This window comes from Paenarthrobacter sp. DKR-5, assembly GCF_018531425.1.
Classification (GTDB): Bacteria; Actinomycetota; Actinomycetes; order Actinomycetales; family Micrococcaceae; genus DKR-5.
In genome coordinates this window covers 474,540-492,322 of the sequence record NZ_JAHBOI010000004.1, presented here as the reverse complement: position 1 = coordinate 492,322, position 17,783 = coordinate 474,540, and the positions used below count along the sequence as shown (strand labels likewise).

General features: G+C 68.6%; 17 protein-coding genes. 7 read left to right on the top strand and 10 right to left on the bottom strand.

Going from position 1 to position 17,783, the window contains the following annotated elements; genetic code table 11:
• Nucleotides 1–140 precede the first annotated feature (140 nt).
• From rsmD to KIH31_RS11485, 4 genes are read right to left on the bottom strand one after another with little or no spacing between them, the layout of a single operon-like run.
• Complete coding sequence (gene rsmD, locus KIH31_RS11500) at nt 141–710, bottom strand: 16S rRNA (guanine(966)-N(2))-methyltransferase RsmD (protein ID WP_214427232.1); 570 nt, start codon at nt 708–710, stop codon at nt 141–143.
• Nucleotides 711–752: 42 nt separating this feature from the next.
• Complete coding sequence (locus KIH31_RS11495; protein WP_214427231.1) at nt 753–3,008, bottom strand: ATP-dependent DNA helicase RecG; 2,256 nt, start codon at nt 3,006–3,008, stop codon at nt 753–755.
• Nucleotides 2,995–3,990: a DAK2 domain-containing protein gene (locus KIH31_RS11490; protein WP_307857630.1), complete on the bottom strand. Its 996-nt coding sequence runs from the start codon at nt 3,988–3,990 to the stop codon at nt 2,995–2,997. Before KIH31_RS11490 ends, KIH31_RS11495 begins: the two co-directional genes overlap by 14 nt.
• Nucleotides 3,980–4,966, bottom strand: coding sequence for a thiamine-phosphate kinase (locus tag KIH31_RS11485; protein ID WP_214427285.1), 987 nt, complete (start codon nt 4,964–4,966; stop codon nt 3,980–3,982). The genes KIH31_RS11490 and KIH31_RS11485 overlap by 11 nt, the downstream gene beginning before the upstream one ends.
• Nucleotides 4,967–5,200: 234 nt before the next feature.
• Between KIH31_RS11485 and KIH31_RS11480 the strand changes: the two genes are divergently transcribed.
• The 4 genes from KIH31_RS11480 (at nt 5,201) to galU (ending at nt 8,567) form a co-directional block, all read left to right on the top strand.
• Nucleotides 5,201–6,259, top strand: coding sequence for a hypothetical protein (locus KIH31_RS11480; protein WP_214427230.1), 1,059 nt, complete (start codon nt 5,201–5,203; stop codon nt 6,257–6,259).
• A 69-nt stretch (nt 6,260–6,328) separates the two neighbouring features.
• The gene (locus tag KIH31_RS11475) at nt 6,329–6,982 is read left to right on the top strand and encodes a class F sortase (RefSeq protein ID WP_214427229.1); all 654 of its coding nucleotides are present in this window, start codon (nt 6,329–6,331) and stop codon (nt 6,980–6,982) included.
• Between the two features lie 94 nt (nt 6,983–7,076).
• The gene (locus KIH31_RS11470; protein WP_214427284.1) at nt 7,077–7,505 is read left to right on the top strand and encodes a DUF3515 domain-containing protein; all 429 of its coding nucleotides are present in this window, start codon (nt 7,077–7,079) and stop codon (nt 7,503–7,505) included.
• Nucleotides 7,506–7,664: 159 nt separating this feature from the next.
• Nucleotides 7,665–8,567, top strand: coding sequence for a UTP--glucose-1-phosphate uridylyltransferase GalU (gene galU, locus KIH31_RS11465; protein ID WP_214427228.1), 903 nt, complete (start codon nt 7,665–7,667; stop codon nt 8,565–8,567).
• A 6-nt stretch (nt 8,568–8,573) separates the two neighbouring features.
• Here galU and KIH31_RS11460 read toward each other — a convergent pair whose 3' ends face one another.
• The 6 genes from KIH31_RS11460 to leuC form a co-directional block, all read right to left on the bottom strand.
• On the bottom strand, nt 8,574–9,728 hold the full coding sequence (locus KIH31_RS11460) for a D-alanine--D-alanine ligase family protein (RefSeq protein ID WP_307857629.1): 1,155 nt from the start codon (nt 9,726–9,728) through the stop codon (nt 8,574–8,576).
• Nucleotides 9,725–10,753 (bottom strand): NAD(P)H-dependent glycerol-3-phosphate dehydrogenase, encoded by a 1,029-nt coding sequence (locus KIH31_RS11455; protein WP_250545918.1) that lies wholly within the window; start codon nt 10,751–10,753, stop codon nt 9,725–9,727. Before KIH31_RS11455 ends, KIH31_RS11460 begins: the two co-directional genes overlap by 4 nt.
• 47 nt (nt 10,754–10,800) lie before the next feature.
• Entirely contained in the window at nt 10,801–11,595 is a 795-nt protein-coding gene (locus tag KIH31_RS11450; protein ID WP_214427226.1) for a 1-acyl-sn-glycerol-3-phosphate acyltransferase, read from the bottom strand.
• Between the two features lie 6 nt (nt 11,596–11,601).
• The gene (gene murA, locus KIH31_RS11445) at nt 11,602–12,927 is read right to left on the bottom strand and encodes a UDP-N-acetylglucosamine 1-carboxyvinyltransferase (RefSeq protein WP_214427225.1); all 1,326 of its coding nucleotides are present in this window, start codon (nt 12,925–12,927) and stop codon (nt 11,602–11,604) included.
• A 789-nt stretch (nt 12,928–13,716) separates the two neighbouring features.
• The gene (gene leuD / locus KIH31_RS11440; protein WP_214427224.1) at nt 13,717–14,316 is read right to left on the bottom strand and encodes a 3-isopropylmalate dehydratase small subunit; all 600 of its coding nucleotides are present in this window, start codon (nt 14,314–14,316) and stop codon (nt 13,717–13,719) included.
• A gap of 9 nt (nt 14,317–14,325) precedes the next feature.
• A complete protein-coding gene (gene leuC / locus KIH31_RS11435) occupies nt 14,326–15,798 on the bottom strand; it encodes a 3-isopropylmalate dehydratase large subunit (protein ID WP_214427223.1) in 1,473 nt (490 codons plus the stop codon).
• A gap of 161 nt (nt 15,799–15,959) precedes the next feature.
• On the opposite strand from leuC, the gene KIH31_RS11430 reads away from it, so the two are divergent.
• The 3 genes from KIH31_RS11430 to KIH31_RS11420 are packed head-to-tail and all read left to right on the top strand — an operon-like array spanning nt 15,960 to nt 17,773.
• Nucleotides 15,960–16,679 carry an IclR family transcriptional regulator gene (locus KIH31_RS11430; protein ID WP_214427222.1) on the top strand — a complete coding sequence of 240 codons (720 nt, stop codon included), beginning with the start codon at nt 15,960–15,962 and terminating at the stop codon, nt 16,677–16,679.
• Nucleotides 16,680–16,700: 21 nt separating this feature from the next.
• The gene (locus tag KIH31_RS11425; protein ID WP_214427221.1) at nt 16,701–17,156 is read left to right on the top strand and encodes a carboxymuconolactone decarboxylase family protein; all 456 of its coding nucleotides are present in this window, start codon (nt 16,701–16,703) and stop codon (nt 17,154–17,156) included.
• A 53-nt stretch (nt 17,157–17,209) separates the two neighbouring features.
• The gene (locus KIH31_RS11420) at nt 17,210–17,773 is read left to right on the top strand and encodes a DUF1697 domain-containing protein (RefSeq protein ID WP_214427220.1); all 564 of its coding nucleotides are present in this window, start codon (nt 17,210–17,212) and stop codon (nt 17,771–17,773) included.
• The last annotated feature ends 10 nt before the right edge of the window (nt 17,774–17,783 follow it).

Below are 17,783 nucleotides of genomic sequence, written 5' to 3'. Positions count from 1 at the left end.
AACCACAGACCAGAAAAAGTAAGGGAATTTTTGGCCGCCACACTCCCGCGGCGACTCAGAAAACACTACCCCACCCCCACCCCAAACACAAATCCACCCCCACACCCCCACCAACAAGCAAAGACACGGGGGTGGAGGGGCTAAGCCGGTTCAGCGAACCAGAGCCGGGTCTCGCCGTACTTCTTCTCCGCGAAGCGCTCCATGGAGCCGGGCCACCGCGGCTCGGCCGACCGGCTCGAACGTTCGACAACGACGACGGCGGCTTCCTCGAGGTGCTCACCGAGCCGGGCGAGGACCTCGGCGAGGGCGTCGTCGTCCAGCGGGTAGGGCGGGTCCAGGAACACCACGTCCCACCGCCAGCCCGTGCCTTCGGCGCGCTGCAGGAAGGTCTCCACCTTCGCCCGGTGCACTGTAACCACCGCGTGGCCCAGCACGTCATTGATGGCGGCGGCATTCCGCTGGCACACTGCGGCGGCTTTCGCATCCGCTTCGACGAGGTCCACGCTGACAGCTCCGCGGCTGGACGCTTCGATGCCCAAGGCGCCGGACCCTGCGTAGAGGTCCAGCGCCCGCTTGCCGGCGAGCATCTCGAGCGACTCAAGCCGGGAGAACAGCGCCTCTTTCACACGGTCCGTCGTCGGCCGGGTCCGGTTGCCCGGTACCGAGGACAGGGCCGTGCCGCCGGCGACCCCGGCAATGATCCTGCTCACGCCACGCCCCGCCCGCGGGTGCGGAATGACACTGAAGGAAGGTCAGCCGCGTTCAAGGAATGCCTCTTTCTCGGGGTTCAAGTACAAGTCGATGGCGCGCGCCAGCGCCGGGTGCTCCAGCAGCTCCGGGTCCGTTTCCACGATGGCCTGGGCGTCCCGCCGTGCCCGGGAAATGAGGTCCTCATGTTCGACGACGCGCAGGAACCGCAGGGCTGACCGTCCACCGGACTGGGACGCACCAAGGATGTCGCCCTCCCGCCGCAGCTTGAGGTCCTCCTGTGAAAGCACGAAACCGTCCGTGGTGGACTGCACCGCGTCCAGCCGTACGCGGCTGGGGTGGCCGGCTTCCAGATTCGTCACCAGCAGGCACATCCCGGGCAGTCCCCCGCGGCCCACGCGCCCGCGCAGCTGATGCAGCTGCGAGATGCCGAAGCGGTCCGCGTCGGCGATGACCATCAGCGTCGCATTCGGAACGTCCACCCCGACCTCGATCACGGTGGTGGAGACCAGCAGATCCAGCTCACCCGCGGCGAAGGCTGCCATGGTCGCGGACTTCTCGGCCGGGTCGAGCTTGCCGTGCAGGGGCGCTATCCGGACGCCGGCAAGGCTGGGCTCCTGCTGCAGCTGCTCCAGCATCGCCGTGACGGAGGCAAGTTCAGCGGCGTCTTCGGCCGGGGCCGCGCCGTCGTCGTCGGACATTCCGGCGTCATCCGCCCCGATCTTCGGACACACCACATAGACCTGGTGCCCGGCGTCAATCTCCTCACGCGCGCGCTGCCAGAGCCTGTCCGCCCACGCTGGGTGCTCGGCCAAGCCCACCACGTGCGTGGAAATCGGCGCTCGGCCCGCGGGGAGCTCGGACAGGGTGGACGTTTCGAGGTCCCCGAAGACTGTCATGGCAACCGTCCGCGGGATGGGTGTCGCCGTCATCACCAGCAGGTGCGGGGGCTTGCGGGCCTTGGCCCGCAGCGCATCCCGTTGCTCGACGCCGAAGCGGTGCTGTTCATCCACCACAATCAGGCCCAGGTCGAAGAACTGCACGTTGTCCGAGAGGAGCGCGTGTGTGCCGATGACGATTCCGGCCTCCCCTGAGGCGGCGTCGAGCATCGCCTGCTTGCGCGCGGCCGCCGTCATCGACCCGGTGAGCAGCACCACCCGGGTGCCGTTCTCGGCGCCGCCCAGCATGCCGCCCTCGGCCAGCGGCCCGAGCGTGCGCCGGATGGACTGGTAGTGCTGCGCGGCGAGCACCTCAGTGGGGGCCAGCAACGCAGCCTGGCCGCCGGCGTCGATGACCTGCAGCATGGCCCGCAGCGCCACGATCGTCTTGCCGGAACCCACCTCGCCCTGCAGCAACCGGTTCATCGGGTGGTTACGGGCCAGCTCCTCGGCCAGGGTGTCCCCGACGTCGCGCTGGCCAGCGGTAAGGGTGAACGGAAGCCGGGCGTCGAAGGCGGCGAGCACACCGTCAGGAACCGCTCGACGGGCCGTAGCCTCCTCCAGCGCGGCCTGGGCGCGGCGGCGGGCCAGCGCCGCCTGAAGGACCAGCGCTTCCTGGTAGCGGAACCTGTCCCGTGCGCGCTGCCAGTCGGCGGGCACAGCCGGCGCGTGGATCAGCCGGTAGGCGTCCGCGATGGGCAGCAGCCGGTCACGGGCCATTACCTCCCCGGGCAGCGGGTCCGGAAGCTGCGCGAGGTCCACCAGTTCCACCAGGGAGGCGGTGACCTGGGCGACCTTCCAGCTGGTGAGCTTGCCGGAGACCGGGTAGACCGGGATCGGCCGCAGGGCCTGGGCCTCTTCGTCTGCGTCGCCCTCCTCCTCGTCCAGCAGGAGGTAGTTGGGGTTCGTCAGGCTCAGCGCGTTCCGGTAGCGGTTGACCTTGCCGGAGAAGAGCGCGCGGCGGCCCGGCAGCAACTCGCTCTTCGCGGCCCACCCGTTGAAGAAGCTAATGGTCAGCATGCCCTGCCGCGCACTGTCATCAGTGACGACGACCTCGGTGATCGATCCCTTGCGCGCGCGCATCTGCCGCGTGTTCGAGGACAGGACCCGAGCAATCAGGGTCACCTCCTCGTCGAAGGGCAGCTGTGCGATCGGCGTGAGCTCGCCGCGGTTGAGGTACCGCCGCGGGAAGTGGTTGAGCAGCTCCCCCACGGTGTGCAGATCCAGGTACTTCTCGATCGGGCCGGCGGAGCGCTTGCCGATGCGCCGCTCCAGCGAAACGTCCAGTTCCGCCGGCCGCTCGACCTCGCTTCTCCCGGCTTCCGCGGTGCGGCCGCCCCCTGCCGGCTCAGAAAGTGCCATCTGCCGCCTGCCCATGGACGGCCGGCTCCCCGGCGAGATCGGTCAGCGACAAGTTCTCCGGTTCGCCGGCAGCCTTGAGCAGCGCCAGGGCCGGCTCAGGTTCGGGAACGTGAACGTGCACGCGCCAGCGGTACCCGCCCGCGCCGTCGGAGACCTCGGAGACGGGGCTGAGGATCACCGAGTTGCCCAGCTCGTCGAGCTGCAGCCGGAGGTTGGCCGCGTCAAGCGGCTCCAGGTTGATGGTGCACATGATTTCGACGCCGGTTTTGGCCGGGAAACGCGATGCATGTGGCTGTTCGAAGCCAAGTCCGTGCAGTCCGCGGACCACAGCGCCGAGGGTCTGTTCGTGGACCAGCGTGGCGCGCAGCGCGTCGAGCAGCAGCAGGAAGCCGACGGCGCCGGCGTCTACCACGCGGGCTTGTTCCAGCGGAGCCAGCTGGCTCTCGGTGTCGACGACGGCGGCCCGCGCGGCGTCAATCATCGACTCGATCATGGTCACCAGCCCGGAGCTGCTCTCGTCCCCGGTGCGGGAGGCGTCCGCGTCCAAGGCCGCCCGGGAGGTCTCCTCCAGCACGCTGAGCATGGTGCCCGCCACCGGATCGCTGAGCGCGGACCAGCTGCGGATGCGGGCGGATTCCAGCGCCGCGGCGAGGGAGGGGCCGGTCAGGCGGACGGCGCCGCGCAGCGGCTCGGCCATAGCCGCCAGGATTACCGAGAACAGTGTTCCGGAGTTGCCCCGGGCGTTTTCCATCGCGGTGCCGGCGGCCGTGCCGAAAAGTTCGCCGATATCTTCGGTCTTGAGGGCAGCGGCGGCGTCCGCGGCGGCCTTGACGGTGAAATACAGGTTGGAACCGGTGTCTCCGTCCGCGACGGGGAAGATATTGATGGCGTTGAGCTGCTCGCTGTGGTTGCCGAGCAACTTCTCGGCGTTGCCCAGCCACTGCCTCATTGCCTCGGCGTTGGCGGCGACTTTACTCTGCAAAATGGTCCCATCCCGTGGTGGCGGTCGGCCTGCCGGCTACCGTGACCACGGCTTCGCCGGCTTCTATTGAGCCTATCGCAGTGAACCCCTCCGGCAGCGGCGGGCCAGCCGGGAAGCAGCACAGCAGCGAGTGGTCCTCGCCACCGCCGAGCACCCAGTTCAGCGGCTCGGCGCCAAGCAGTTCAGCCGCGCTGCGCAGCGGGCCGGCCAGCCGGTTGAGGGCGTCGGGATCGAAGTCCACGGCAACGCCGCTCGCCTTGGCAAGCCGCCCCCCGTCGCGCACCAGGCCGTCGGACACGTCCAGCATGGCCGTGGCACCGGCTCTGGCTGCCCGGGGACCGGCGTCGAGCGGCGGCAACGGCCGCGACTGCAGCGCGACAAGCTCCTGCAATTCCGCGCTGAGGGAGTTGTAGGGGTGTGCGCTCTCGAGCAGCGCCAGCCCGGCGGCGGCACGACCTGCAGTGCCCGCGAGCGCAAGGATGTCCCCCGCGTGGGCCCCCGCCCGCAGCACCGGTGGGCGGCCTCCAAGGTCGCCGAGCACGGCCACCGTCACCCCTACCTCGGCGCCGGAGGACAGGTCACCACCGGCAACGGCGCACCGGTGCGCGCCGAGCTTGCGGATGGCGTCATTCAGGCCGTCGGCGAAGTCCTCAACCCAGGCCACCGGGGTGTTCTCGGGCATGGTGAGGCTGACCACCATGGAGGTCGCCTCTGCTCCCATCGCGTTGATGTCGGACAGGTTCTGCGCCGCAGCCTTCCAGCCGACGTCGTAGCCGGAGGTTGCGTAGCCGTTCGGCCAGTGCAGCCGAAAATCCCGGTCCTGGACTTGGGTGTCGATGGAGATGACGGTCCGGCCGTCGGGCGCGGCGACGACCGCGGCGTCATCCCCGGGGCCGAGCAGCGTGGAGGGTCCGGCGTCCAGCCGGGGGAAGATCCGCTCCAGCAGCGCCGATTCGTCCAGGGCACCGACCACCAATTCGCTCACGTACTAACGGTATCTGGCAGCGCGGACAGTTCGGGCACTGCACAGCTGCTACCCGAATTCCGGCGCGGTGCAAGAGTATCGCGCTGCCCGCGCAGGTGTTCGGTACTTGTTGTTGGCCCTTCGGGGCGGTGGAAAAGTGCGGAATCCGAGGTCTCGGCGGCGTCGCCGCCAGCGGATTTGTGATGGCTGCCCGCTCACCCGGCAGCCATGGAGGAGGGGACGATCATGAACGAGGGGTATCAGCCCGACACCGGCGAATCACTAGCCGGCCGTACAGCGGCGAAACACTCCAGCAGCTTCATCCGGCCGCGGATGGCAGCCGTTGCCTGCGGGGCCGTCCTCGCCTTCGGAGGTGCATCCGTTCTGATGTCGGCGCCGGCCGCCATGGCAACTCCGCCGACGCCCCAGTCCACCCACAGTTCCAACAGCAGCCCGCTCCCGGACGACGGCGGCGGCGGATCAACCCATGCGGGCGATCAGGCATCCACCCTGCCGGATGTCCTGATGACGGTTCCAGCGGCAGTGGCAAGTCACTTGCCGCTGCCTGCCGTGCCCAACGTCCCAACTTTCCCGGCTCCGGTGCTGGCACCGCCTGTGCCCGTCCTCACTCCGCCTGCACCCACGGTTCCATCCGTAGTTGGACTCCCGCCCTCACAAGTCCAGGACCCACCTTCAAGTGCCGCTCCGGAAGACAACGCTTCCGTTCCGGCGACGCAGCCGGCCGACAACGTCGGCGGCCCGGGTGGCGGCGGCCCAACGGAGTCCGCCACCAGCGCTCCCACCAACGACCCCACGGAGTCCGCCACCAGCAACCCCACCGGCACTGCAACTGATAACCCCTCGGACGAGGCCAGCGAAGATCCGGGCAACGGCCCCACCAACACCCCGGTCGCTACCCCGCCGTCGTCGCCCGCGGGCAGCGCCGGCGGCTCGACGACCCAGGCCAACGGCGGTGGCTCGACGCACGTGACCGGCAGCCATTCCAAGGTCGTGAAGGCCGCCAAGATCAAAAAGGCCAAGGTCAAGAAGGTCAAAGGCAAGAAGGTCAAGGTCGAGAAGGTCAGCGTCGAGGCCCACAAAGTGAAGGCGCAAAAGATCATGAAAGCCAAGAAGGTGAAGTTCAAGAAGATGAAGGTCCGCAAGGGCCTGAACCTGCAGACGGCAGCCAGCGGCGACTCGTTCCAGGCGGACCCGCTGGGCACCGCCGGTGTTCTCGGCGGCACTGTGCTGATGGCCGGGGCCCTTGTTCTTCCCCCGGCAACCAGGCGTCGTAAGCGGCACTGAAGCAAGCGGGCGCGCCGCAAGGGACGCGCCCCGCATGCCAGGCTGCCAATCATTCCCTAGGAGGCAACGGTGGAACGTCCCTCGGCGCCCCGCATCCTCGCGGCCGGCGGCCTGCTGGTCTCGGCAGTGCTGTTTCTCGGCTGGACCAACCAGCCGCCGGCCGCGACGAAGACGGCGTCGACAGAGCCATCAAGGATCGTCGAAACGCTCCCTCCTCAGCCCATCACACCGACCCCCTCAGCAAAGCGACCTGCTCCGCCGCCGGCGGCCCCAATGGCGGCAGCCCCGCGGCGCCTGATCTACCCCGCAGCCGGCGTCGACTTGCCCCTGAACGCGCTGACGCCCAGCCCGGACCAGTTGGCAGCCCAATACCTGCAACCGCCGATCACAAAGGACGCCTACTGGCTCACGAACTACGGCGAACCCGGCCGCGGCTCCACGGATACGACCTACATCATCGGGCACAGCTGGATTGACCAGGACGCGCCGTTCAATCACCTCACCAGCCGCGGCAGGGTGGGCGACATCTTCACCGTCGTGACCGTTACAGGCGCCCTGCGCTACCGTGTCGAGTCAATCCATACCTATACGAAGGCCACGTTGAAGGACAGCCCTGCCTGGGACCAGTTGCCCGGCCGCGTCGTGCTGATCAGCTGCTACACGGAGGATCCGGAGGGCCGCAACATCGTCCTGACGGCGGCACCGCTGCCTGCCGGCGATTGAGGCGCGCCGGCGGGGCTAGGCTGGATGGGTGCGATCCCCTGCTTCCCGCCCCGCCGCCGTCCGCTCCGCGAGCGCCGTTGCTGCCGGCCTGCTCATGCTCGCCGTGAGCGGGTGCTCCCCCGCGGTGGACGTCCAGCCCGCCAAGGACTCAGCGGACCCGGCCTGCGCGCCGATGATGGTGGCGCTTCCCGACAAGGTCGCGGACCAGCCGCTCCGCAAGACCAGCAGCCAGGGCACAGCCGCCTGGGGCGACCCCTCGAAGGTGATCCTGCGCTGCGGCGTCAACGTCCCAGGGCCGACGACGGACCCGTGCGTCGGCGTCAACGGCGTGGACTGGGTGATGAAGGCGGGCAACCCGGTATGGACACTGACGACGTTTGGCCGCAAACCGGCCACCGAGATCCTATTCGACCCGAATAAGGTCGCTTCCAGCACCGTCCTCGCCGACCTCGCCAGCGCAGCGGCCAAGATCCCGCAGACCGCCAAGTGCACGAGCATCTCGGAGACGCTGCCGAAGGGCTAGTCGGCGGCGCCGTGCCCGGAACGAGTAGTGGGCACCTATTCAGTCGCGCTCCGACAGGTCTACCATCGTGCCTATCGCAAGACTCAGAGGTCTCTTACAGGCGCGGGCGCGCAAAGACGCCCTCCCGCCGCCTGCCGTATCGACTACTCAGGGGGAACCATGCGCAAGGCCGTCATACCCGCCGCCGGGCTGGGAACGCGATTCGCGCCCGCCACCAAGGCGATGCCCAAAGAAATGCTCCCGGTGGTGGACAAACCGGCCATCCAGTACGTGGTGGAGGAGGCCGCCAGGTCTGGCATCACGGATGTGCTCATCATCACCGGCCGGAACAAGCGCTCCCTCGAGGACCACTTCGACCGGGAACCGTCTTTGGAGCAGGCGTTGGCGGACAAAGGCGACACTGTCCGTCTGGCCGCTGTCCAGGAGCCGACCGCCTTGGCGGACATCCATTACGTCCGGCAAGGCGACCCGAAGGGCCTCGGGCACGCCGTGCTCCGGGCGCGCAGTCACGTCGGAGACGAACCGTTCGCCGTCCTGCTCGGTGATGACCTGATCCACGAGGAGGATGAGCTCCTGACGGAAATGATCCGGGTACAGGAACAAACCGGCGGCTCCGTCATCGGGCTGATGGAAGTGGAGCCGGCGGAGATCGCCGCCTACGGCTGCGCCGACGTCGTTCCCGCTTCCGGCTCCACCCCCGGTGACGGCGATTACGTGCGGGTGCGGAGGCTGGTCGAGAAGCCGTGCCCGGCGGAGGCGCCCTCGAACCTGGCGGTGATCGGCCGGTACGTCCTGCACCCGGCGGTGTTCGACGTCCTCGAAACCACTCCCCCCGGACGCGGCGGCGAGATCCAGCTGACCGATGCCCTGCAGACCCTCGCTGCGGGCGACAGCGACGGCTTCGGGGTCTACGGCGTCGTTTTCCGCGGCCGCCGCTTCGACACCGGGGACAAGCTGAGCTACCTCAAGGCGGTCTTCACGCTGGCCATCGAACGCTCCGACTTGGGCCCGGACCTGCGCAAATGGTTGTCTGCGCAGTCCGAGGGTGCGGACCTCGGGTAAGAAAAGCTACCGGAGTCCGGTCCGGCGGGTCAGTGCGAGCTGGATCAGCTCGTCGATCAGGTCCGGGTACTGCAGCCCGGATGCGGCCCACATCTGCGGGTACATCGACTTGGGCGTGAACCCGGGCATGGTGTTGATCTCGTTGATGATCAGCTCACCGTCAGGGGTGTAGAAAAAGTCCACCCGGCTGAGGCCCTCGGCTCCCACCGCTTCGAACGCGGCGGCGGCGAGCTCGCGTACCCGCGCCGTGACGTCGTCCGGCAGCTCCGCCGGGCAGCTGAGCGCCGCGGCGTTGTCCCCCACGTACTTGGCGTAAAAGTCGTAGAACGCGTGGTCGTTGGCGGTGACGACGATCTCGCCCGGCATCGAGGTGCGCGGATCCGCGCAGCCGCGGCCCTGCAGCACGGCACACTCGATCTCGCGGCCAACGATGCCGGCCTCCACGACGACCTTCGGGTCGTGCTCACGCGCGGCAAGGATCGCAGTCTCCAGATCCTCGAGCCGGTCCACCTTCGAAATGCCCATCGAGGATCCGGCGCGGGCTGGCTTGACGAAGAGCGGCCAGCCCAGGGCCGCGGAACGCTCCAGCGCAGCTTCCTTGTCCTTGAGCCACTCACGGTCGGTGATCGCCACATACGGTCCGACCTTCAGACCCGCCGACTCGAAGACGACCTTCATGTAGTGCTTGTCCATGCCGACGGCGGACGCCAGGACGCCGGCGCCGACGTACCGCACGTCGGCCAGTTCCAGCAGGCCCTGCACGGTGCCGTCCTCGCCGAAGGGCCCGTGCAGCAGCGGGAAGACCACGTCCACCTCGCCGAGTTCCTCCGGCACCCTGTTGGGGGCGGTGGCGACCAGGCCGCGGTGGGAATTGCCGGCGACGCCGGTCAGGGCCACGGTGGCGTCTGCGGGACGCACTTCCGGCAGGCTTGAGGCACTGAGCGTCCACTGCTCGTCGTGGTCCTGCACCAGCACCCATTGGCCGTTTTTGGCGATGCCGACCGGGACGACGTCGTACTTGTCACGGTCGATGGCGCCCAGCACGCCCTCGGCGGTCACGCAGCTCACGGCGTGTTCGCTGGAGCGGCCGCCGAACAGCACGGCGACGCGGGGCTTTCGGCCGGGTTGTGCCGGGGCGCCGGCGCTTTCGGTCAGGGTCACTTCTCGCCTTCGGACTTCAGTTCGCGGGCCAGCAGCAACGGCCCTAATTGGTCTACGGAGATCTTGCCTTGAAGGACGGCGACGACGGCTGCCGTGATCGGCATGTCGACGCCGCGTTGCTGGGCCAGGTCGTGTACGGCGCGGGCGGACTTGATGCCTTCTGCCGTCTGGGTCATTTTCGCGGTCACTTCATCCACGGTCAGGCCGTGGCCGAGCAGCCGCCCGGCGGTGTGGTTGCGGCTCAGGGCCGAGGAGCAGGTCGCCACCAGGTCCCCCAGTCCGGCGAGGCCGGCCATCGTCTCGAGGTGGCCGCCGAGCGCCATCGCGAGGCGGGTGGTTTCGGCCAGCCCGCGGGTGATTACGGACGCCTTGGTATTGTCCCCGAAGTTCCGGCCTTCACAGATGCCCACGGCGAGGGCGATGACGTTCTTGACGATCCCGCCGATCTCCACGCCGGTCACGTCGGTGTTGGTGTAGGGCCGGAAGTACGGCGGCGTGCAGGCTTCGGCCACCCAGCGGGCTGTGGCGGCGTCGGTGCAGGCGAAGACGGACGCCGTCGGCTCCTCGCGTGCGATCTCCAGGGCAAGGTTGGGCCCGGAGACCACCACTATCCGTTCCGCCGGGAGGCCCAGCTCCTCGCTGATGACCTCGCTCATGCGCGCGTCGGTGCCCAGCTCGAGGCCCTTCATCAGACTGACGACGACGGCACCCGGGGCGATCAGGCCCTTGAACTGACGCAGCTGCCCGCGGAGCGACTGCGCCGGCACCGCAAGCACGACCAGCTCCGCGCCCTCGAGCGCCTCGGCCGCCTCGGCGTACGCGGTGATGTTCGCCGGGAGCGCGATGTCCGGCAGGTACTGCTCGTTGCGGTGGGCGGTGTTGATTTGCTCGACGACGGCGGCGCGGCGGCCCCAGAGCCGGATGCTCCGCGCGGCGTCACCGTCGGCGAGGGCGGCGTCGCCGAGGATCTTGGCGAACGTGGTGCCCCAGCTGCCCGCGCCGAGCACCGCGGTGACGGCAGGCAGCGGCCTCGCCGGCGCCGTCGTACCCGCCGATGCGCTGGCCGGTGAACTCACGCGCCGGCCCCCGGCAGGTTCCCGCCGGCCGCCGGCGGTTGATCATTGCTGCCGCGCTCGATGTAGCGGCCGTGCTTGGACTGGTTGTGCGCCGACGGATCCCAGCGCACCGCCGGCGGCGTCTCGCCGCGCAGCTCGGCGAGCAGCGCGGTGATCGCGTCGAGGATGACGTCGGTTGCCTCGATGAGCGTGGCCTTGTCCAGCGACCGGTCGCGGAATGCGCTCAGGTCCACCGGGTCGCCGACCAGCACGCGCACCCGCTTGCGCGGGAACAGGTGCAGCCGCTTGGCGTAGCGCGGGAAGAGTTCCTGCGCACCCCAGTGCGCCACCGGAACGACCGGCGCCCCCGTCTGCAGTGCCAGGCGGGCGGCACCGGTGTGGCCCTTCATCGGCCACAGATCGGGGTCCCGGGTCAGGGTGCCCTCCGGATAGATGATGATGGACCCGCCGTCATCCATCACCTTCTGGGCCACGCGCAGGGAGTCGTTGGCCGTGCCGGAGCTGCGCTCGACCGGGATCTGCCGCGCCCAGCGCAGCGCCGAACCGACGACCGGGACCTTGAACAGGCCGGCCTTGGCGAGGAAGTGCGGCATCGAGCCCTGGTTGTAGAGCATGTGCCCTACAACGATCGGGTCGATCTCGGTGCAGTGGTTGGCGCACACGATGAAGCCCTGCCCCTTGGGCAGCTTCTCGGTGCCCTCCCATTTCTTGGCGAGCACCAGGTTCATGACCGGCCGCAGCAGGCCGGCGAGAACCCCGAACGCCGTCCGGGTCCCGGCGGATTCACTCATGCTGGCCTAGTTCCCGTCGGTGAAGTCGAAATCCGCCCCGAGGCCCTCGAGCTTCTCGGTGAAGCGCTCGTAGCCGCGGTTGATGATCTCGATCCCGGTGACGCGCGAGGTCCCGGTGGCGGCCAGCGCCGCGATCAGGTGGCTGAACCCGCCGCGCAGGTCCGGAATGTCAATGTCAGTGCCCTTGAGCTGGGTCGGCCCGGAGATCACCGCAGAGTGCAGGAAGTTGCGCTGGCCGAAGCGGCAAGGAACGCTGCCCAGGCATTCGCGGTGCACCTGGATGTTCGCACCCATCCGGATCAGCGCGTCGGTGAAGCCGAAACGGTTTTCGTACACCGTCTCGTGGACGATCGAGACGCCGTCCGCCTGCGTCAGCGCCACCACGAGCGGCTGCTGCCAGTCGGTCATGAAGCCGGGGTGCACGTCCGTTTCGAGCACCAGCGGCGTGAGCTTGCCGCCCGGATGGAAGAAGCGGATGCCGTCGTCGTGGATCTCGAACCCGCCACCGACCTTGCGGTAGGTGTTCAGGAAGGTCAGCATGTCCAGCTGCGAGGCACCCTGGACGAAAATGTCGCCGCGGGTCACGAGCGCCGCGGAGGCCCAGGAAGCCGACTCGTTGCGGTCGGGCAGGGCGCTGTGGACGTACCCGCGGAGCTCCTGGACGCCCTCGATCCGGATGGTGCGGTCGGTCTGGACGCTGATGATCGCGCCCATCTTCTGCAGCACGCAGATCAGGTCGATGATTTCGGGCTCGGTGGCCGCTCCGCGCAGCTCGGTGATGCCCTCGGCGCGGACTGCGGCCAGCAGCACCTGCTCGGTGGCGCCCACGCTCGGGTACGGCAGCTCGAGCTTGGTGCCCTTCAGGCCCTTCGGCGCGGAAATGTGGATCCCGCCGGGGCGCTTTTCGACGACGGCGCCGAAGCTGCGCAGCGAGCTGAGGTGGTAGTCGATCGGCCTGTCACCGATCTTGCAGCCGCCCAGATCCGGAATGAAGGCCTCGCCGATGGCGTGGATCAACGGCCCGCAGAGCAGGATCGGAATCCGGGAGTCGCCGGCGTGGGCGTCGATCTCGGTGCTCGGCGCGGTCTTCGCGTCCGTCGGGTCGAGAGTCAGATCCCCCGTGACCGGGTCCTTGGCCACCGTGACCCCGTGGAGCTGCAGGAGGCTGGTGACAACCTCGACATCCTTGATCTCGGGGACGTTGCGGAGCGTGGACGGTTCGCTTCCCAGCAGCGCCGCAACCATGGCTTTGGGAACCAGGTTCTTGGCTCCGCGGACGGCGACCCGGCCGGAGAGGGGTACGCCGCCACGTACTGTCAGAACACTGCTCATCTACACCAAAATCCTCACGTTCAACGGCCTCACGAGGTTCAAAGGCCTCAGCTAAGCATAGGAGGTAGCGTTACCAGACTGAAACTTAGCCCTGCTGACACGCCCGGTTTGGCCGTCCTATCGTGACCGGATTCACGCCGGCGACGCCCGTCTCCGGGCGGTGGTCCCAGCCGCCCGACCGAAGTCCGCCGCCGTCGTCGGCGTGATCTGCTGTCGTTCCAGTCATGCGCTGTGGGTGTATCCGTCGCGGCTGACCGAAACGACAGCGCAGGACCTGATCGGTGCGGCATTGGAGCCGTCACTGGTCCTCCACAGGCCCTCAAGCCCGGAACGGTTCCACCTGGCCGCCTCGATGTGTCCGAGCACATGCCCGAGCGGCGGAGTCTGGGTGGATGCACCCATCACTTCCGCCGCTGCTGAGCGCCGCCTCCGACCCGCATACCGCAAATGCTCGAGGGGCGGGTACCTGCAGGGAAGGATCCCCGAGGACGTTCTCGCCGCCGAGAAGATGCGCGAAGACAGACTCCGGGCCACGGGCCTCAGGGTCTGCCGGTGGACGTGGAAGACAGCGCTCGACCGCGAGCTCCTTAGCGACCAGCTGATTCACGCCGGGCTGCACCCCGCGCGGCGCCCGGCACGAATCCCGTGACGGCCCGTTTCGCTGCCGTTTTGGTCATGCGCCCCCGATGCAACAGCAGCGGATGACCGAAACGGCAGCAGAAGACGGAACCGGGGCGGACCCGGGCTGGGATGCGGGCCGGACCGGAACCGGGACGGAACCCGCCGCCGTCAGGGCTTGGCCGGGAGCGTCTTCGGCTTCCAGGAGGGCCGGGTCGCTTCGTACGCCGAGATGTCCGCTTCGTGCCGCAGGGTCAGCCCGATGTCGTCGAGGCCCTCGAGCAGGCGCCACCGGGTGTAGTCGTCGATGTCGAAGGGGGCGACGACGTTGCCGCAGGTCACGAGCTTGGCCTGCAGATCGACCGTCACTTCGGTGCCGGGGGCGTTCTCCAGCACCTTCCAAATCAGCTCAATGTCCTCCTGCGCCACCTGCGCGGCGAGCAGCCCCTGCTTGCCGGAATTGCCGCGGAAAATATCCGCGAACCGGGACGAGAGGACGGCCTTGAACCCGTAGTCCTTCAGAGCCCAGACCGCATGTTCGCGGGAGGAGCCGGTGCCGAAATCGCGGCCGGCAACCAGCACCGACCCGCGGTTGAAGGGCTCCTGGTTGAGGATGAACTCGGGGTTCTTCCGCCAGGCGGCGAAGAGTGCGTCTTCGAAACCCGTCCGGGTGATCCGCTTGAGGTAGACAGCGGGGATGATCTGGTCGGTGTCGACGTTGCTCTGCCGCAGCGGGACGCCGATGCCGGTGTGGGTGGTGAACTGTTCCATGGCGATCTCCTAGGCGGCCGCGACGTTGGTGGCGGTCTGGCGCGCCGGGGGCACCGGCGGCAGGTCCGACGGCGAACTGAGGGTTCCGCGCACGGCCGTGGCCGCCGCGACGACGGGCGAGACGAGGTGGGTGCGTCCGCCCTTGCCCTGCCGGCCTTCGAAGTTGCGGTTCGACGTCGACGCGCACCGCTCCCCCGGTGCAAGCTGGTCCGGGTTCATGCCCAGGCACATCGAGCAGCCGGCGAAACGCCATTCCGCGCCGAAGTCCTTGAACACCTTGTCCAGACCTTCGGCCTCGGCTTCCAGCCGGACGCGTGCGGAGCCTGGCACGACAAGCATGCGGACGTTCGGGTCCTTCTGCCGGCCGCGGATGACGTCGGCCGCGGCGCGGAGGTCCTCGACGCGGGAGTTCGTGCAGGACCCGAGGAACACCGTGTCCACCCGGATGTCCCTCATCGGCGTGCCGGCGCTCAGCCCCATGTACTGCAGGGCGCGCTCGGCAGCTGACTTGGCGTTCTCGTCGCCGAAGGAATCAGGGTCCGGGATGCTCTCGGACAGCGACACGCCCTGGCCCGGGTTGGTGCCCCAGGTGACGAACGGTTCAAGCGTGTCCGCGTCGAGGAAGACCTCGGCGTCGAACTCCGCGCCCTCATCGGTCTGCAGCGTGCGCCAGTACTCCAGCGCCGCGTCCCAGTCCGCACCCTCGGGGGCATGCGGCCGGCCCTTCATGTACGCGTAGGTGGTTTCGTCGGGAGCGACCATGCCGGCACGGGCGCCCGCCTCGATGGACATGTTGCAGATGGTCATGCGCGCCTCCATCGAGAGCGCCCGGATCGCCGAGCCGCGGTACTCGAGCACATAGCCCTGGCCGCCGCCGGTGCCGATCTTGGCGATCACGGCGAGGATGATGTCCTTCGAGCTGACTCCCGGCCGCAGGGTGCCTTCAACATTGACCGCCATGGTCTTGAAGGGCTTCAGCGGCAGCGTCTGGGTGGCCATGACGTGTTCCACCTCGGACGTGCCGATGCCCATCGCCAGCGCTCCGAAAGCTCCGTGTGTGGAGGTGTGCGAGTCGCCGCAGACGATGGTCATGCCGGGCTGCGTGAGCCCCAGTTGCGGGCCCACCACGTGGACGATCCCCTGCTCCTTGTCCCCCAGCGGGTGCAGGCGGACGCCGAACTCGGCGCAGTTGTGCCGCAGCGTCTCAATCTGCGTGCGGCTGGTCGGGTCGGCGATGGGCTTGTCGATCTCCAGCGTCGGCGTGTTGTGGTCCTCGGTGGCGATTGTCAGGTCCGGCCGGCGCAGCGGTCGTCCCGCCAGCCGCAGGCCCTCGAATGCCTGCGGCGAGGTCACCTCGTGGACGAGGTGGAGGTCGATGAAGAGAAGGTCGGGCTGGGCAGCGTCGCCCGACCCTTCGCCCTTGCGGACAACGTGTGCATCCCACACCTTCTCGGCCAGCGTTTTGCGGACTGTTCCGGCCACGGCCAGCTCCCTTCATCGATGGCGTTCCCGCCGCGCCGCTCGGTGGTGGGCGGGCGCAGATCGCCGTTGAACGTTTGTGTTCACCAACTGAACCAGTCCGGCTGTCAGATCCGCCAGTGAAACAATTTGCATCTCAGATAATGAGACGTCAATATCAAGACATGGACAATTCTAGTGGCGTCGGTGTCATCGATAAAGCGGCCCAGGTGCTGGATGCCCTCGAGGCCGGCCCCACCACCCTTGCCCAGCTGGTTGCGGCCACGGGCCTGGCCCGGCCCACAGTCCACCGCCTGGCGCTCGCCCTGGTGCACCACCGCTTGGTCAGCCGGGACATGCAGGGCCGCTTCGTGCTCGGCGGCAGGCTGGTGGAACTGGCCTCCGCGGCGGGCGAGGACCGCCTGATTGCGGCCGCCGGCCCGGTGCTCATCCAGCTGCGCGACGCGACGGGTGAGAGCGCCCAGATCTTCCGGCGGCAGGGTGATTGGCGGGTCTGCGTTGCCTCGGCCGAGCGGCCGATCGGCCTGCGCGACACCATCCCGGTCGGAACGCAGCTCTCAATGAAGGCCGGTTCCGCCGCGCAGGTGCTGCTGGCTTGGGAGGACCACGACCGCCTGCTCGAGGGGCTCCAGAACGCCCGCTTCACCCCGACGGTCCTCGCCGGTGTGCGCCGCCGCGGCTGGGGCCAGAGCCTCGGCGAGCGCGAACCCGGCGTCGCCTCCGTGTCGGCGCCGGTGCGCGGTCCGAGCGGACGCGTGATCGCCGCGGTGTCCATCTCCGGGCCGATCGAACGACTCACCCGGCAGCCGGGCCGGATGCACGCCGAGGTGGTCTGCGGGGCCGCCCGCATCCTTACCGAGGCGCTGCGCAAGACCGGCGACTAGACCGGTGGCTAGGATGGCGTGATGGGTGACGCCTTCTACCTCGACAAGTCCAACCCCGACATCTGGAAGGGCCTGAACGCCGTCGCGCTCAAGGTCCGCGCAGCCGCCGAGGACGCCGGCATCTCCCGCGCCGTCCTGGAGCTGCTCAACGTGCGCATTTCCCAGATCAACGGCTGCGCCTACTGCCTGGACCTGCACAGCCGCTTGGCGGCCGACGCCGGCGTGCCGGCCCGGAAGCTCCACGTCCTTGCCGCCTGGCGCGAGGCGGGTGTCTATTCCGACCTGGAGCTCAGCGCACTCACCGTCGCCGAAGCCGTCACCCTCATGGGCGAGGAAGAGCGACGGTCGGCCTTGCAGGAGGCGCGGGCCCAGCTGACCGACGAGCAGTACGCAGCCTTGAACTGGGCCGCAGTGACCATCAACTCCTTCAACCGCATCTCGATCATCAGCGGCTATCCGATCAAGCCGCTCCCCTGACGCCGCAGTCCCGACACGGTACCTTCGCTGACGCTGCATCGTAGGCTGTGGCCATGACGAACTTCGCTGTGTTCCTCCGCGGCATCAACGTCGGCGGCGTCAACATCAAGATGGCGGACCTGCGCACCGCCCTGGCGGACCTGCCCTTCGAGGGCGTGAAGACGCTGCTCGCCTCCGGGAACGTGGTCTGCAGCGCGGAGCTGTCCGTCCAGGAGGTCAAGCGGCTCGCCGAGAGCCGCCTGCGGGAGCGCTTCGGGTACGACGCCTGGGTGGTGGTCTTCACCGGTGCCCGGCTGGCCGAGCTGATCGATATTTGCCCGTATCCCGCCGACGACGGCGCCGTGCACACCTATGTGACCCTCGGTTCCGAACCTGCGGTTCTGGACGAGCTCGCCAGTACTGCGGCGCAGGACCCGGCACTGCAGGATGCGTCGGTCGGCCTGACCCGGCTCGGGCCCGAGGCCGTGGCCTGGCTCGCCCCTGTGGGAGGGACCCTCGAGAGCCCGTTCAGCAAGCTCTCCTCGAAACCGAAGTACAAGGCCTCCACCACCACGCGGAACCTGCGGACGCTGCTGAAGGTCCGCGACGCTGCCGCGGCGGGAGCTGCCCGCACTTAGCTTCCCGGCC

Excerpts from the sequence above, each read along its gene's own strand:
- KIH31_RS11495 (WP_214427231.1), bottom strand. The coding sequence starts at position 3,008 with ATGGCACTTTCTGAGCCGGCAGGGGGCGGCCGCACCGCGGAAGCCGGG.
- KIH31_RS11480 (WP_214427230.1), top strand. The coding sequence starts at position 5,201 with ATGAACGAGGGGTATCAGCCCGACACCGGCGAATCACTAGCCGGCCGT.
- KIH31_RS11470 (WP_214427284.1), top strand. The coding sequence starts at position 7,077 with ATGCTCGCCGTGAGCGGGTGCTCCCCCGCGGTGGACGTCCAGCCCGCC.
- galU (WP_214427228.1), top strand. The coding sequence starts at position 7,665 with ATGCGCAAGGCCGTCATACCCGCCGCCGGGCTGGGAACGCGATTCGCG.
- KIH31_RS11450 (WP_214427226.1), bottom strand. The coding sequence starts at position 11,595 with ATGAGTGAATCCGCCGGGACCCGGACGGCGTTCGGGGTTCTCGCCGGC.
- murA (WP_214427225.1), bottom strand. The coding sequence starts at position 12,927 with ATGAGCAGTGTTCTGACAGTACGTGGCGGCGTACCCCTCTCCGGCCGG.
- leuD (WP_214427224.1), bottom strand. The coding sequence starts at position 14,316 with ATGGAACAGTTCACCACCCACACCGGCATCGGCGTCCCGCTGCGGCAG.
- KIH31_RS11430 (WP_214427222.1), top strand. The coding sequence starts at position 15,960 with ATGGACAATTCTAGTGGCGTCGGTGTCATCGATAAAGCGGCCCAGGTG.
- KIH31_RS11425 (WP_214427221.1), top strand. The coding sequence starts at position 16,701 with ATGGGTGACGCCTTCTACCTCGACAAGTCCAACCCCGACATCTGGAAG.
- KIH31_RS11420 (WP_214427220.1), top strand. The coding sequence starts at position 17,210 with ATGACGAACTTCGCTGTGTTCCTCCGCGGCATCAACGTCGGCGGCGTC.